The 15265-nt window shown below is 48.1% G+C and carries 14 protein-coding genes; 5 read left to right on the forward strand and 9 right to left on the reverse strand.

Features of this window, described 5'->3' with window-relative positions; all coding sequences use genetic code 11:
• Window positions 1-135: 135 nt before the first annotated feature.
• On the reverse strand, window positions 136-1071 hold the full coding sequence (mdh, locus tag PRUTH_RS10320) for a malate dehydrogenase (protein ID WP_022945360.1): 936 nt from the start codon (window positions 1069-1071) through the stop codon (window positions 136-138).
• Window positions 1072-1300: 229 nt separating this feature from the next.
• Between mdh and argR the strand changes: the two genes are divergently transcribed.
• A complete protein-coding gene (argR, locus tag PRUTH_RS10325; RefSeq protein WP_022945358.1) occupies window positions 1301-1768 on the forward strand; it encodes a transcriptional regulator ArgR in 468 nt (155 codons plus the stop codon).
• Here argR and PRUTH_RS10330 read toward each other — a convergent pair.
• The 6 genes from PRUTH_RS10330 to PRUTH_RS10355 form a co-directional block, all read right to left on the reverse strand.
• Window positions 1728-2666 (reverse strand): Dyp-type peroxidase, encoded by a 939-nt coding sequence (locus PRUTH_RS10330; protein ID WP_022945357.1) that lies wholly within the window; start codon window positions 2664-2666, stop codon window positions 1728-1730. The genes argR and PRUTH_RS10330 overlap by 41 nt on opposite strands.
• Before the next feature lie 92 nt (window positions 2667-2758).
• Window positions 2759-3793 carry an ABC transporter ATP-binding protein gene (locus PRUTH_RS10335; RefSeq protein ID WP_151173221.1) on the reverse strand — a complete coding sequence of 345 codons (1035 nt, stop codon included), beginning with the start codon at window positions 3791-3793 and terminating at the stop codon, window positions 2759-2761.
• Window positions 3790-5424 (reverse strand): ABC transporter permease, encoded by a 1635-nt coding sequence (locus PRUTH_RS10340; protein ID WP_151173222.1) that lies wholly within the window; start codon window positions 5422-5424, stop codon window positions 3790-3792. Before PRUTH_RS10340 ends, PRUTH_RS10335 begins: the two co-directional genes overlap by 4 nt.
• A gap of 13 nt (window positions 5425-5437) precedes the next feature.
• Window positions 5438-6454: a Fe(3+) ABC transporter substrate-binding protein gene (locus tag PRUTH_RS10345; protein ID WP_022945354.1), complete on the reverse strand. Its 1017-nt coding sequence runs from the start codon at window positions 6452-6454 to the stop codon at window positions 5438-5440.
• Window positions 6455-7532: 1078 nt separating this feature from the next.
• A complete protein-coding gene (locus PRUTH_RS10350) occupies window positions 7533-8048 on the reverse strand; it encodes a hypothetical protein (RefSeq protein WP_151173223.1) in 516 nt (171 codons plus the stop codon).
• A gap of 293 nt (window positions 8049-8341) precedes the next feature.
• Complete coding sequence (locus PRUTH_RS10355; protein WP_151173224.1) at window positions 8342-8788, reverse strand: Spy/CpxP family protein refolding chaperone; 447 nt, start codon at window positions 8786-8788, stop codon at window positions 8342-8344.
• A 165-nt stretch (window positions 8789-8953) separates the two neighbouring features.
• Here PRUTH_RS10355 and PRUTH_RS10360 point away from each other — a divergent pair, with 165 nt between their 5' ends.
• Genes PRUTH_RS10360 through PRUTH_RS10370 form a run of 3 tightly spaced genes read left to right on the forward strand, consistent with a single transcriptional unit; the run spans window position 8954 to window position 11953 of the window.
• Entirely contained in the window at window positions 8954-9637 is a 684-nt protein-coding gene (locus tag PRUTH_RS10360; protein WP_045980572.1) for a response regulator transcription factor, read from the forward strand.
• Entirely contained in the window at window positions 9638-11005 is a 1368-nt protein-coding gene (locus tag PRUTH_RS10365; RefSeq protein ID WP_045980571.1) for an ATP-binding protein, read from the forward strand.
• 6 nt (window positions 11006-11011) lie between these two features.
• A complete protein-coding gene (locus tag PRUTH_RS10370) occupies window positions 11012-11953 on the forward strand; it encodes an alpha/beta fold hydrolase (protein WP_045980570.1) in 942 nt (313 codons plus the stop codon).
• Between the two features lie 12 nt (window positions 11954-11965).
• Here the strand turns inward: PRUTH_RS10370 and panP are convergent, their stop codons facing one another.
• Together panP and tsaD are read right to left on the reverse strand one after the other, a co-directional pair.
• Window positions 11966-13591, reverse strand: coding sequence for a pyridoxal-dependent aspartate 1-decarboxylase PanP (panP, locus tag PRUTH_RS10375; RefSeq protein WP_022945348.1), 1626 nt, complete (start codon window positions 13589-13591; stop codon window positions 11966-11968).
• Window positions 13592-13832: 241 nt separating this feature from the next.
• A complete protein-coding gene (gene tsaD, locus PRUTH_RS10380; RefSeq protein ID WP_022945347.1) occupies window positions 13833-14849 on the reverse strand; it encodes a tRNA (adenosine(37)-N6)-threonylcarbamoyltransferase complex transferase subunit TsaD in 1017 nt (338 codons plus the stop codon).
• 199 nt (window positions 14850-15048) lie between these two features.
• On the opposite strand from tsaD, the gene rpsU reads away from it, so the two are divergent.
• Window positions 15049-15264: a 30S ribosomal protein S21 gene (gene rpsU, locus PRUTH_RS10385; RefSeq protein WP_022945346.1), complete on the forward strand. Its 216-nt coding sequence runs from the start codon at window positions 15049-15051 to the stop codon at window positions 15262-15264.
• The last annotated feature ends 1 nt before the right edge of the window (window position 15265 follow it).

Genomic DNA, 15265 nt, shown 5'->3' on the forward strand with positions numbered 1-15265 from the left:
GCTTAGCGACAAATGGTCAGACCAGTAAGGAGAAAGGAAATAAATGCACAAAAAAGCCCCTACAGCAGAACTATAGGGGCTTTTAGCATGATATCGCTATTAGCCAATATCATGAAGTAACGGCCATGGTGGCTATTACTTATTCATGAAGTCGATGCCTTCTTGAATATCTTTATTCAAGGTGCCTAGCATGTCTTCTTTGGCTTGTTGTTCAAAGGCGCTTAGTTCACCGTAAGAAAGCAACTCTTCGACACCATTTTTACCAAGACGTACTGGCTGAGCGAAGAACTGTGCGTCTTCACCATTGCCTTCAACATAGGCGTATTCAACAACATCTTCACCTTGCATGCCTTTGACTAGTGACAAGCAGAAGCGCGCTGCAGCTGCGCCCATAGAAAGTGTAGCGCTACCGCCACCCGCTTTTGCTTCAACAACTTCGGTACCGGCGTTTTGGATACGCTTAGTTAGCGCCGCAACTTCCTCATCAGAGAAGCTCGCACCTTCTACTTGAGACAGTAGAGGAAGAATAGTCGTTCCTGAATGACCACCAATTACTGGCACCTTCACGTCATTCACGTTCAGGCCTTTTAGCTCAGCAATGAAAGTTTCTGCACGGATAACATCAAGTGTGGTTACACCAAATACGCGTGCAGGGTCATAAGTGCCCGCTTTTTTGAATACTTCAGCCACGATTGGCACTGTGCCATTTACTGGGTTAGTGATAACACCGACCATGGCTTTCGGGCAGTTTTTAACAATGCCTTCAGCTAGCGTCTGGACAATGCTGGCGTTTACATTAAACAAATCAGCGCGGTCCATGCCCGGCTTACGCGGCATACCCGCTGGGATTAAAACAATGTCACAACCGTTTAGTGCTGCGTCTAAGTCTTCTTTACCGAAGCCCTTTACATCAACCGCAGTTGGGATGTGTGATAGGTCAACAGCAACACCAGGAACCACAGGGGCTACGTCGTATAGAGCAAGCTCAGAACCAGCAGGAAGGCTATTTTTTAGTAGCAAAGAGAGCGCTTGACCGATACCACCGGCAGCACCTAAAACGGCAACTTTCATTTTAATTCTCCGTAAAATAACGAGATTGGGTTATCAAGATTTGGGTCATCTGACCTTTTGGTGGCCTTAAAGATAATGAAAAGCGCCGATAAAGACAAATTTATCCGCGTTATTTTGACGATAATCTCGACCATAGTCGTAAACTTCACTGTAAACCTCAGTGCCTTGGATGAAATAACCCCGGTTCTTGGGTAGAATGATAAGACTTTAAGCTACAAAGACCATTATTATGCACGCGCAAGAAAAACAAGAAGCCTTGGTAAAAGCCTTTAAAGCCCTCCTAAAAGAAGAAAATTTCGGCTCACAAGGAGAGATTGTTGATGCCTTAAAAGAACAAGGCTTCGATAACATCAGCCAAAGCAAAGTTTCGCGCATGCTCAGCAAGTTTGGTGCGGTGCGTACACGCAACGCCAAACAAGAAATGGTCTATTGCTTACCCGCAGAATTAGCCGTTCCCACAGCGAAGTCGCCACTGCGCCAATTAGTGCTGGATATTGTTCACAATGAGATGATGATCATCATCACCACCAGCCCGGGTGCAGCACAATTAATCGCGCGCTTGCTCGATTCTCTCGGTAAGGCCGATGGCGTGCTGGGAACCATTGCCGGAGATGACACCATCTTTATTGCCCCCGCCAAAGTCTCAGAAATTGATATTACTCTGGAGCGGGTGCGTAAGCTGTTTGAGAACGTGTAGCTAACGACTTTAGAAAATCCACCGAAGGGGCAAAAAACGCTGAGCCCATGTCGGCTTGGGTAAAGTCCAGCCAAGCATCATAATGATGATGATCCCCTAGCTGACTTTTCAGCATTTGCGTAAACGCGTCGCCACTGGCGGCGCAGGTCACCGACAGCAAGCCTTGCTTGGTCATGGTGCCAAAAGGCATGCCCTGGTGCAGTAACAGCGGCTCGCCTTTTTCATCTTTCAACTCTGAGCGCGCCGCGTGACTGTTGGCATTAATCGGCATTAGCAGCTCGGCATCGAGACGAGTACGGCCAATCACCAACTCTTGTTCTTCAATACTGAGCGCTTGCCAGGCATTGAGGTTGTGGGTAAAGCGCTGGACGTGCACATAACTGCCTTTTACAAAATCATTGCCGGGGTCATTAATGAGCGCCGTGAGATTTTTTTGCCGTCCATGAGGTGTATCTGGAGCGTAAAGAAAGCCATTAAAATCACGCCCGTCTAAAAAGCGATAACAGGTGATTTCCTCAACAAGCTCCACATCACTGCCTAACAGTTTCAATACTCGCTGGCCAAATAGATGATTGACATCTTCCCGGTCCGAGCGAATTTGTATAAACAAATCGAACGGCTGTGCTAGCACGTGGTGGTCACGGTTGGGGATACTCGGAAAGCTCGCTAATTCTGCAGGCATGGCATCGGGATGAAAATGCGGCCAGTACTGCGCACCTATGGCGACAAAGCTGGAAACCATAGCCTCAGAGAAGCGATCATCGTATTCGCTTTGCAGGTCCACTAACTGTGCGAGCTTACTTTTAACTGCGTGATCATGGCCATCAAGGACATTGAGAAACAAGTGCAAGCCGTGCAAATTGGCCTGCGCGCACACACCGGATTGCGCTCTGGGCATTAAGTTACCATTCCTTTCGTTGTTATTGTTAGCAGCGCCTATTACGGGCGCTAAGCCGCCCGCGCGGCTACATACAGGCTATGAATTCGCGCTTAATCAGCGAAGAAATTCACAGAGTGTGGGGTAATTGTAAGCGATAGCTTCTGACTCGGCAAAAACTCTTGTTCAGCTTTAGCAGGAATTTCAACTTCTTGAGCAAACACGCTGACGCGATAAACGTATTCTGTGCCGACAAAACGCTGTGATAGTAACGTCACTTCACCGTGTTCATCACCAATCAACTGCATATCGTGAGGACGAACATACACTTGCCCCTTTCCCGATGATGGCAAAGGCTGTAAAGAGCGCACAATACCAAAGGGCGTTTGTACATGCTCGGCATCAACGATAGTGGCATCAATATACACACCCGTGCCTAAGAACTCTGCCACGACTTTAGAGTTAGGGTGCTGGAATAATTGTTTCGCCGTACCTTGCTGCGCAATTTGTCCGTTGTGCATGACCGCTAATGTGTCGGCAAAGGCAAATGCTTCTTCTTTGGAGTGGGTCACAAAAATAGCAGAGACGCGCTGGTCTTTAATAATGCGGCGAATGTCAGCAATTAGTTGAAAACGCACCTGATGGTCAATATTCGAAAACGGCTCATCAAGTAGCAATAGGCTAGGTTTGTATGCCAGCGCTCTAGCTATGGCAACACGTTGCTGTTGGCCGCCTGAAAGCTGGTGTGGATAACGCCCTCCACACTCATCTAGATGCACCAGTGCGAGCATTTCCGCGACCCGCTGCTGTTTGTTTGCTTTGCTCATGCCCTTTAAACCAAAGGCTATGTTTTGCGCCACGGTTAAGTGTGGAAACAGCGCGTAATCCTGAAACATCATACCCATGTTGCGGTGCTGTGGGGGCACACAATGCTGGTCACTACACAGGACCTCTTTCCCTAAGCGGATCACCCCTCGATGTGGACGTATAAGCCCAGCAATGGCTTTTAGTGTGGTTGTTTTGCCGCAACCGCTGGCGCCTAGCAAACACAAAATCTCATCGTCTGCTAAGGTCAGGCTTAAATTGTTGACCACTGCCCGCTCAGCGTATTCGAAACTAATGTTGTCTAATTCTAGTTGCGCTGTCATGACCGAGAATGCTCCATTGAGCGGTTAATAAAATACAAGGGCAGTAGCCCCACTAATACAATAAATAGTGCCGACACTGAAGCCAGCTCTAATTGCTCATCGCTCACATACTGAAACACATGGGTCGCCAATGTTTCAAAGTTAAATGGCCGCAACAGTAATGCTGCTGGCAACTCTTTCATGCACTCGATAAACACTAATAAGGCAGCGGTTAAGATACCGCGTTTAAGAATGGGAATATGCACGCCAAGTAAGGTTTGTCGCTCATTGCGGCCCATTGAGTGGCTGGCCATATCCAAGCTCGGGCTAATGCGGCTAAAGCTTGATTCTATGGCGCCATGGGCAATGGCGTAAAATCGCACCAAGTAACCAAATACGATGGCAAATATAGTACCGCTCAAGAATAACCCTGGTTGATAGTCATACTGGGCGAGCCAATCATTAATGCCGACTTCTAAACTAGTCAGTGGTAACAGCACCGCAATGGCTAAAACGGTGCCAGGTAAGGCGTATCCAGTGCTGGCTAAGCGCCCAGGCCACAGTGTATATCGTGCTGTACTCAAGCGTTGGTAGTACACCACAAGAATACTCAGGGTAATGGCGAGGATGCTGACCATAGTGGCAATTTTTAGGCTTTGCCAAGCATAGAGGAAAAACTCATCATTCCACGCTTGGTCAAAATAATTAAACGCGTAGCTAACCAGCACCGCCGTCGGAATAGCGAAAGCAAGCGCCAGAATAACTAAGGCAAAGCCTGTGGCTGCCAACGCTTTAGCTCCTTTGAGAGTATAAAGAGGCTCACCGCTTAGCTGGGTTTGGCGCTCAAATACGGCGCGGTTGCGGCGCGAATAACGCTCAATAATGATAGCCAAAAACAAAATGAGCAGCATGATCCCTGAGATTTTCGCAGCGGCGGTTAATGAATAATACCCAAACCAAGTATCGTACACCGCTGTCGTTAGGGTGCTTACAGCAAAGTAATTGACGGTGGCAAAATCCGCCATCGCCTCCATGCTAATTAAGGTTATAGCGGCGACAATCGCCCCTCGAGCTAAAGGAAGACTGACTTTAAAAAAGCCTGCAACTGGGCCGTGTCCCATAATATGGGCGGCTTGAACCAGCTTATGAGACTGCTCCTTCAGCGCGGTTTTAAAAATTAAGAATAAGTAGGGGTACAGCACTAACGCAATCATCACGATTGCGCCACCGAGCGTGCGAATATCAAAAAACCAGTAATCATCCGGCGATTGCCAGCCAAACCACTGCCGTAACTGAATTTGCACCGGACCAGCATAATCCAGTAAGTCGGTATAAACATAGGCAATAAGATAGGTAGGCATGGCTAAGGGCAGCATCAAAGCCCATTCAAAGTGTTTTCGCCCCGGAAAGTCGCAGCAGGCGACCAGCCACCCTAGAGGCAACGCAATCAAGCAACTCAGTAGCGCTACACCGAGGATCAACACTAAGGTATTACGGGTATAATCCCACAGCACCGTATCCCAGAGGTGGTTAAACACGTTGGGATCACTTTGCAAGGACTCAAAAATAAGGAAAGCTAACGGTAACGACAGGCCTAAGCCTGTCGTCCACGCAATAAGCTGCCACGATGACAGCGAGAATTTAAAGCGCATCAATACCCAGTAATTAAAGGTCGAATTTTACCTCATCGAGCAGCTTCAACGCCGTTTGACGATGTTTACTGATTTCCGATAAAGGCAGAGAGTCCTCTTTAAAGTCACCCCAAGAGGCAACTAACTCAGACAATGGCACACCCTTTTTCACTGGGTATTCCATATTCACAGAGGCATACATATTTTGCGCTGTATTGTCGGTCATAAACTCGATCAGTTTCAAGGCGTTATCCTTGTTTTTAGCATACTTTGTTAAGGCAACGCCGGAGACATTAACGTGTGCTCCTCGGTCTTGTTGGTTAGGAAAGTTAATATAAACGGCATCAGCCCAAGTACGTTGTTGCTCGTCTTGCATCATTTTTCCAAAGTAATAGCTGTTACCGATGGCCACATCGCACAGCCCTTCTTTTACGGCCTTAACCTGCGCTCGATCGTTGCCCTGCGGTTTACGGGCAAGGTTCTGCTTTAACGCGGTTAACCACTGCTTGGTTTGCGCTTCGCCATGATGGGCAATCATAGATGCGACCAACGCCAAGTTATAAGGGTGCTTGCCTGAGCGCATGCACACCTTACCTGCAAATTGCTCGCTCCCCAGGTCTTCATAGCGCACGCTGCTTAACTGGCCCACACGTTCTTTTGACGAGTAGACATTGCGCACCCGTTTGGTTAATGCCACCCATTGCCCATTGGGGTCGCGGAAGCTAGCAGGAATATTGTCGGCCACCGCGTCGCTATTAATGCTTTGCGTTAGCTCCATATCGTCTAGTTGCATTAAGGCACTAAAATTAGAGGTAAGTACTAAATCAGCGCGAGTATGCTTGCCTTCACGCTTTAAGCGCTCAATAAGCCCTTTTTTCGCAAACACCACGTTGGTCTCTATTCCCGTTTGTGCTGTAAACTTCTCTAGTATGGGCTCAATAAGAAAAGGCTGACGAAACGAGTAAATATTGACGCTGTCTTGCGCCAAGGTGGGAGCGGCTGTTAACGTAGTGAGTAACGATGCCAAGCCCAAAGCCAATGCTTTTTTCATAAAGCCTCCAATAGATAAAAATAATTCTCAAGCGCATCATATCTTTTGCACCGCAAAAGTACAGCACCATCATCACAACATAAACACCAGCTGAACAACTTCCATCTTTGCCCGAATTACTGTGAGATATATCTCACATAGCATCAGGTTATTGCGTCATTTGCGATAAAGAACAGCACGCAAAAATACACAACGCACTGATAATTAATGGATTTTTAATTATTTCGTTTATTTTACTAAATCAGTTTTTGTTACCACTACCTGACCTGTACCTAATTCATCCTTATACTGTCTCCATCGCTTGTAAGGGCATATGGGCGATAAAGTTAAGGAAAGCCAACCTCAAAGGACGGACCGGAAGTTCAAGGACAGGCGCAGGACGCGTAACGCAACGGACACGCAGACAGGACGGTAGGATTTGGCAAGGTGCCATAGAAGGACAGGTGCAGGACGCATAACACAAGGGAATTGTTATTCTAAGGATAGTCAAGGGAAAACGGCAAGATGCCAATATGGACAGATGCAGGATGCATAACGCAAAGGAGTTGCTACTTTAAGGACAGCAAAGGAAAAATAGGCAGGATGCCGAGCACACCGGACGTGATACTCAAGGTTGAGTATAGGACAGGCGAGTGAACGCAGCTCACAAAGGAAATGTGAATAAGGACAGCGAAGGATTTGTCAGTGATAGCTCCACTGAGGATTATGTGCAGGATGTACATATCACAGGAAGTACAGGATGAGCTAAACAATCATAGCAGTCATAATGCTAACCACATGCGACTGACTTGGATGTGTATCACAGGTTTATACAGGAAGTGGACAAGGATGAACCTACAAAGCGATTTGTAGCGCTCACTACGGTGAGTAAAGGAACATTGGACTTGCTCCAATCCCGGCAGGAAGCTGGAAATTATTCCGTCAGCGCGGCCCTCAACGGCCGCGTATTTTTTTGCCTATCGCACACACCTAGTGATGATACTCAGCTACCACGAAACACACCGCAATACTCAGATAGACACCTGCAACGGTGCCGTGCACTGAAGTCCCTTATTCCACTACTTTCACACATCAGTCGTTATTGTAAAAAAGCCTGCTTAGAGTTTACCTCACACTGCTCTACAGGACGGGCTTGAAGCGAGCGACTCACCACCCAACAGTCGTCATAAATTGAGCAGTAACACAGCTCAATTTCGAGGCGTTTATCTATCTTTAAGATATTTTCTACAGCCTCCCCTTTGTATACCAAGGGCTTTATCATTTCGCCTGCAGGAAGCGTGATTGAACTGATATGGGATTGGTAAATGGAGTTGAACTCAGGTAAATCCGACCACTGCTGCAAATACCGCTTACCGATACTGACTTTTACATACTTAATAATGGCCGGGCCCGTGCCTCTATTCGCCACGCCATAACTAAAGCGATCCTTTCCTTTGCTTCTGAAAACCTCTACTTTTGGCCACACAGAAGCTTTCGCGTAGGCGCGATCTATGTACGCAGAATAAATAGAGATAAAGGCCGTAATTAAGCCAATAAAAAGCGCGGTCAGCGCAATGAGCATTTCTGGATTTTTGTACCACTTCTGTTTTTCCAACAACTTAGTCCTTTAATACGCGAAGCCTCTGTATTGTGTTCGCTCCGTAAACTTGGGCCCTACCCTAATACAGCATCGATAATGGTTATTTCCGTGGCCCAGGGGAGAGAGAAAACCACGAGATACCTGATCAACTTTAAGCATTTACATTTTAGTAAGCTATCGAGTCATAGCTCAACGTTATTATTGATAGCAAAATTTGCTATCGCTTACTAGCACTTAAACGCAAGTCACTGAAAATGTCCGCACAAAAAACGACCCAATGGGCCGTTTACGTGCACTGACATAAAATTTTAATGACCACGCTTATGATGGCCGCGCGACTGGCGCTTTTCCTTGAGTTCCTGCAACTTTTGTTGCTGCTGCTCGGTGAGTAAGTTCCATATTTGATGCTGGGTGTGTAACCGTGCAATCTTACGTTCAAGCTGTTTAGCTTGCTGCTCTTGGATTAACGCTCGCGCAGCCTGCTCATCGAAGCTCGCATTGGTGTGCGTTAAGGCATTTAGCTGCTGTTTCATGTCACCACGCTGGCCTCGCTGCGGCTGCAGTTGCTTTTGCGCATCTAAAATAGCGTCGATTTGGCTCTGTTGCTGCTCGCTAAGCTGTAAATAATTGGCCATACGTTTGTTAAACATACCACGCTCACCATGGTTGTGGTGACCGCCTTGACCAGCAAACACGGCGCTGGATGCCAAGGCTAAAGAAAACAACGTCGCGCTAATACTCTTACCTAGTTTCATTGTGGACTCCTTGTTTGTCCTGATTGAAAACAATTCACAGTGCCTAGCATAGCGCCGTCAACGCAAAGCACTGTCAGGGCTGTGTAAAGGTTATGTAAAGGATTCACACTGCTGGCAAGGGATAAGGTAGTATAGCGTTGTCGCTGTATACGTATTGGGAATGACATGCATATTTTACTAACCGACGATGATACTGAACTGGCGCAAATGCTCAGCGAATACCTACAGAGCCAGCATTTCCAAGTGACCTGTGCGCATGATGGAAAAACAGGCTTGGAGCTTGCCGAAACTGGCAATTTTGACCTGTTATTACTGGATGTCATGCTGCCAGAGTTAGATGGCTTCGAGGTCTTAAAAAGGCTCAGAGCTCAATCGCTGATGCCAGTCATCATGCTGACCGCCAAAGGCGATGATTTTGATCGTATTTTTGGCCTAGAGCTCGGTGCCGATGACTATATCCCCAAGCCTTTCAACCACCGAGAGCTGCTCGCCCGCGTCAAGGCCATTACTCGACGCATCGAGCATATCAATGCCACTAAGCCTCGTCAGGACTTACAGTTTGCTGGTCTGGATATGTGTATGCATAGCCGCAGCGTCAGCGCCAATACACAGCCTTTAGCACTCACCGGCACTGAGTTTGCTATTTTGCACTTATTACTACAACAACCGGGCACCGTGATCAGTAAAGAGCAAATAAGTGAACAAGTATTGGGCCGCCGCTTAGCGCCATACGACCGCTCTATTGACATGCATGTCAGTAACTTGCGCAAGAAAATAGCCGAACACATTGAGGCCGAGCGTATTCGCACGCTACGCGGTGCCGGTTACGTCTTGGTGGGAGATGCGTAAATGCGGCCACTGTTTAGCAAACTTTATGTGAAAATATTCTTGTGGTTTTGGCTCACCCTAGCCGCGACCTTCGCGTTGCTTGCCGGGCTAAGCTCAATGAGCTTCAGTGAACTATCTTATGAACCTTTACGCGGTGGCGATGCGCACTACTTAAAGCGCTTAGGGCATGCCATTGAGCGCAGTGCTAATAAACACGATATCAGCGCTGAGCAGCTCATCAACCATGGCCGCTTTGCCAAAAGAAAGCAGCTTTATCTGTATTCTGTTGACCAAGATAAAGCGCTACAGAACTTCACCCCACCCCACGACATTGGCCTCAATGAACTTAATTTTCGCCAGAGCATGGCTCCACAAATGATTTTCCACGAGCACTTTCAAGCATTAGGCCCTTTGCTGATCACCCTACCGGACGGGCAATATCAGCTGTATGAGCTGCGCCCCGGGCGCAAGCTACCTTGGTTATTGCGGCTCAAACTCATGCCTACTTGGCTTAAAGTAGTTGTGGCTTTGGGTGCCTCTTTGTTGTTGAGTTTGCTGTTTACCCGTACCTTGATCACACCGGTCAATGCGCTACGAAGCGCCGCGAAAGACATCGCCGCAGGTAATTTACAAAGTCGTGCGCCGAGTAACGTGCGCCATGATGAGCTTGGCGTTCTCACCGACGAGTTCAATGCCATGGCGGCGCGTCTAGAAACCCTTGTGAATAGTCAACGTTCGTTGTTGGGTGATATTTCTCATGAGCTACGTTCGCCATTAACGCGACTCTCGCTCGCCTGTGCATTAGCCCAAGACAGTGCCGATAGCGTAACCTTACTACAACTGCAGCGCATAGAAAAAGAAGCCAAGCAGCTTGATACTCTTATTGCCCGTATTTTGATGCTCTCACGGCTAGAAAATCGTCAACAAAGTATTGTGCGCCAGCGCATCAGTGTGCGTGAGTTACTGGCTCCGGTATTTGCCGACGCCAAGTTCGAGGCCGACTCTGAACATAAGCAGCTCTGTCTTGCTGAGCTCAGTGATAGCCATTTCCTCAACATTGACCCCCAAGTGGTAGCCAGTGCCTGCGATAACTTACTGCGTAACGCAATCAAATATGCCAATCAGCATATTGAAGTGAGCTTGCAGTGGATAGACACGATAATGCTACTGTCTATTAGCGACGATGGTCCTGGCGTTGCTGAGCATGAGCTTGCTCACCTCAAAGAACCCTTTTACCGCGTTGGCTCTGCGCGCAGCCGCGATAGTGGCGGCACCGGTTTAGGCTTAGCGATTGCCAACAAGGCCATAGCGGCCCACAATGGGGAACTTGTATTGCAAAATAACCCTCAAGGTGGTTTAGTAGCGACCATAAAACTCCCTACGACCTGATACTGAATGTTCTACTCCAGCGAAGCACTACTGCATAAAAATGATGACGCCATCGCGCAATTTTGGCAGCAAGATATGCATAAGGGCTTTGTGGACACACGCCAAGGTAAGTTATTTTACGCCTACCATTTACCCTACCAAGCTGACTTTGCGTTAGTGATCAGCTCAGGGCGCATTGAAGCGGCACAGAAATACCAAGAGCTGCTGTGGGAATTTGCGCGTAATAACATTGCCGTGTTTATTGTTGACCATCAAGGTCAAGGGCGCTCTTATCGCCATCTTGAAGATAGCCACAAAGGGTATGTAGGGCACTTTGATGATTACAGCCGAGACCTTGCGCAATTCGTAAACGAGGTGGTTGAACGCCACTGGCAAGGGAAAAAAATACTCCTTGGCCACTCCATGGGGGGAGCAATCGCCTTAGATTATCTTTGTCACCACCGCCATTCGTTCAGCGGCGCGTTTTTAAGCGCCCCGATGCTGCAACTGGATACCGGTAATATCAAAGCTTGGCAAGCACGCTTATGGGCATGGCTAATGACCTTAGTCGGTCAAGGCGGGCGTTATGTCCCTGGACACGGCCCTTATCGTAATATCCCCTTTGCAGAAAATGAACTGACCCACAGTGAAGCCCGGTATACGCGCTTTCGCCAGTTATATGAGCAGCACAGCGATATGCAATTGGGGGGGGTGACTTACGCCTGGCTTAACGCCGCTTTTGCCGCTATCAAGAAGCTACGGACCTGCCAATGTCCTGTGCCGTTATTTGTCGCTGCAGCACAATGCGATACCGTGGTTGACCCAAGTCCTTATAACGACTTTATCCATGGTCAACGCCAAGCTGTATTAAAAACCTACCAAGGGGCTAAGCATGAGCTTTTGTGTGAGCATGATACGGTGCGTAAGCCACTCATTCGCGACTTACTCACCTTCTGTCAGGACTTGTAGTTTAAGGCAGGCTTAAAGGTACTTAGACAAGTACTTTTTATACATCGGATCTGAGGCGGCTAATTCGCGCTGCTCTGCCAGAATGTCCTTAAGTATCGCTTTCGATGTGAGTGGGTTCGCCAATACCACACGAAATACCACCGTAGGCTGATAGCCGTAGGCAGCCGGAGTCAACCGGGTACGCGATACAAATGAACGCCCCGCCTCACGCTGGCGCTTTTGCATGCTAGCGGTGAAACGATTCAATGCGGCGTAAATATCCAGCTTGGTTTGCTCATCCGCCTGCTGCAACCGTGCCTTTATTTTCTCTGGCACATAACGGTAGGTTAATAAGCACAGTTCAGGCTCGGAGATCAGTTCAAAATCCGCTTCCGATTTAATTAAATCAGCGAAAAAGCGCGCTTTCTCTAAGCTTTTATCGATCAGCATCTCATAGCCTTTACGACCGATTATACGTAAGCAGGCATGCACCAACATCGCCATTCCCGGGCGGCTACCCTCTAAAGTATGACTGCCTAAATCTTTTGAACCTTTACGCAGTATATATTCAGCGTGGTGCTCTATGGCGTCGGTCGCGCTGGGGTCTTTAAATAACACGATTCCCGCGCCCATAGGCACATACATTTGTTTGTGCGCATCAATGGTGATGGAGTCTGCACGCTCGATGCCACTGAGCAGATGACGGTGATTATTCGATAACAAGGTGGCTCCACCCCAAGCCGCATCGACATGGAAGTGACAGCCTAGCTCCTCGGCCAGATCAGCCATGTCATTCAACGGGTCGATATTGCCGGTTTCGGTGGTCCCTGCGACTCCCACCAAGGCCATTACTTTAATACCTTGGGCTTCGAGGGCACGCGCTTCTTTGCGCATCGCCGCAACATCGACTTTATTATCTTCATCGGTAGGAATCGCGATAAAGTTATCGCGGCCAATACCGAGCACATCGGCGGCCTTGCCAAGGGAATAATGGCCTCGCTCGGAAACCAATACCGCCAAACCTTTGTAGCCGTAGTGAAACATCGCCGACACCAATCCTTGGGCGCCAATGCCTTTAAAATCACCTTCGGCCTTAAGCAAGCAGTTGCGCGCTATCCACAAGGCGGTAATGTTCGCCACCGTGCCCCCGGAGCAAAACGCACCGAGCGAGGTTTTGGCGCTATGCATCCACTTGTCGTAAAACTTTTGCTCGCGACCATACGCCATATGATGCAGCATGCCGACCACTTGGCGCTCTAATGGGGTAAAAGCTTTGGAGGTTTCGATCTTTACCAGGTTTTGGTTAAGACCCACCATGAGTTTGGACAGTGGCAGCACAAAATGAGGTAACGCCGAGGTCATATGACCAATAAAGCTCGGGGCAGCGGTATGCACGGAATGCGCGACCAGCTTTTCCATGATGTCCTGAGCATGGGCACTGACAAACATCGGCTCTTCGGGAACCTGAGCTGATTCGAAGTCGCGCTCGATTTCATGCAGCGGTTTTTCAACCGCAGCAATGTTCTCATTTAAAAAGCCAGCTAGATTACTAGAAATCTCGGCTTCTATTTTACTGAGCGTTGAGTCCGGTGCCTCTGGCACCGTAAAGACGCGCATCAAGCTCTGCTCTGATGCGACGGCAAAACGCTTATCACTCATGACATACCTAAATGCATTGGCTTTAAGGCGGTGACGGGTTGCTTAAAGCAGTTCAATTTAATTGCGCTCACTTTATAGCAATCACCTTAGAAAGTCTTGCAGCTTTGGTCAAATTTAAGAAAGTTAGGTGAATTTTTTACGACATTACCAGCATAAGCGGCACTTATACTGGTACAAAAGAATGAATTAACAATGCCTCATCTTAGGCTGCGCGCATGGATTGAACATGCGCACACGACCCTTAAGCAATGCTCGGTAAACTATCTATTGGCCAGCGCGGCATAACTTGCGTGCTCACATCGCCAGTTTGCCCTGCTTTTAGGCGCTGCATGCCGGCGTAGGCGATCATCGCACCATTATCTGTACAAAAAGCTGGGCGCGGATAGTACACCTCACCTTGCATGCCTTGCATTACCTTCGCCAACTGTTCACGTAAATAAGTATTGGCACTGACTCCACCGGCGATCACCAAACGTTTTATACCGGTTTGCTTAAGTGCTCGCTTACACTTAATCGCCAAGGTGTCGATCACCGCTGTTTGAAAAGCATGGGCAATATCAGCCTTCGTTTGTGAGTCGTCCCCTTCATTACGAATGGTATTTGCCGCAGAGGTCTTCAACCCGCTAAAGCTAAAATCCAAGCCAGGTCTGTCGGTCATTGGTCGGGGGAACTTAAAGCGCCCCGGCGTGCCTTGCTCTGCCAACTTCGCCAATAAGGGTCCGCCAGGATAATCTAACCCAAGTAACTTTGCGGTTTTATCGAAGGCTTCACCGGCAGCATCATCCACCGATTCACCAAGTACTTGGTATTCACCGATATTGCTAACCTTCACCAACAGCGTATGCCCTCCGGATACCAACAGAGCCACAAAAGGAAACTCTGGGACTCGCTCTTCCAACATCGGTGCCAGCAAATGTCCTTCCATATGGTGAACCGCCACAGTAGGGAGCTGCCACCCATAGGCTAAGGAGCGTGCAATGGATGAGCCTACTAATAAAGCCCCTACAAGGCCTGGACCTGCGGTATAGGCCACACCATCTAAATCCTCAGGGCCACATTTTGCTTCGGCAAACGCAGCTTCAATTAAAGGCAATGTCTTACGCACATGATCGCGCGATGCTAATTCAGGCACCACGCCGCCATAATCGGCATGCATTTTCACTTGGCTATATAATTGATGCGCAAGCAAACCTTGTTCATCGTCATAAATAGCAATCCCGGTCTCGTCACAGGAAGATTCTATTCCCAAAATGCGCAATGTGAGTCTCCTACATGGGCTTAGGTGGCATGGATAAGGCCGCATATTCTACTTGGTTGCTGCAATTTTACCAGTATTGTGATATTTATTCTTTACACACGGGGGTAAGTCGGATTACAATGCCGCACCATTTTTGAACCACTTGATCATAATTTGATCAGATGAGTGAAGCTCATTTAGTTAGGTAGGTGAATTTTTAATGCCAGTAGTTAAAGTAAGAGAAAACGAGCCGTTTGACGTAGCTCTACGCCGCTTCAAGCGTTCATGTGAAAAAGCAGGTATCCTTTCAGAAGTTCGTCGTCGCGAGCACTATGAAAAGCCAACCGCTGCGCGTAAGCGTAAAAAAGCGGCTGCTGTTAAGCGTCACATGAAAAAGCTTTCTCGCGAAAACGCACGTCGCGTTCGTTTATACTAAT

Source organism: Pseudoalteromonas ruthenica, assembly GCF_008808095.1.
GTDB lineage: Bacteria > Pseudomonadota > Gammaproteobacteria > Enterobacterales > Alteromonadaceae > Pseudoalteromonas > Pseudoalteromonas ruthenica.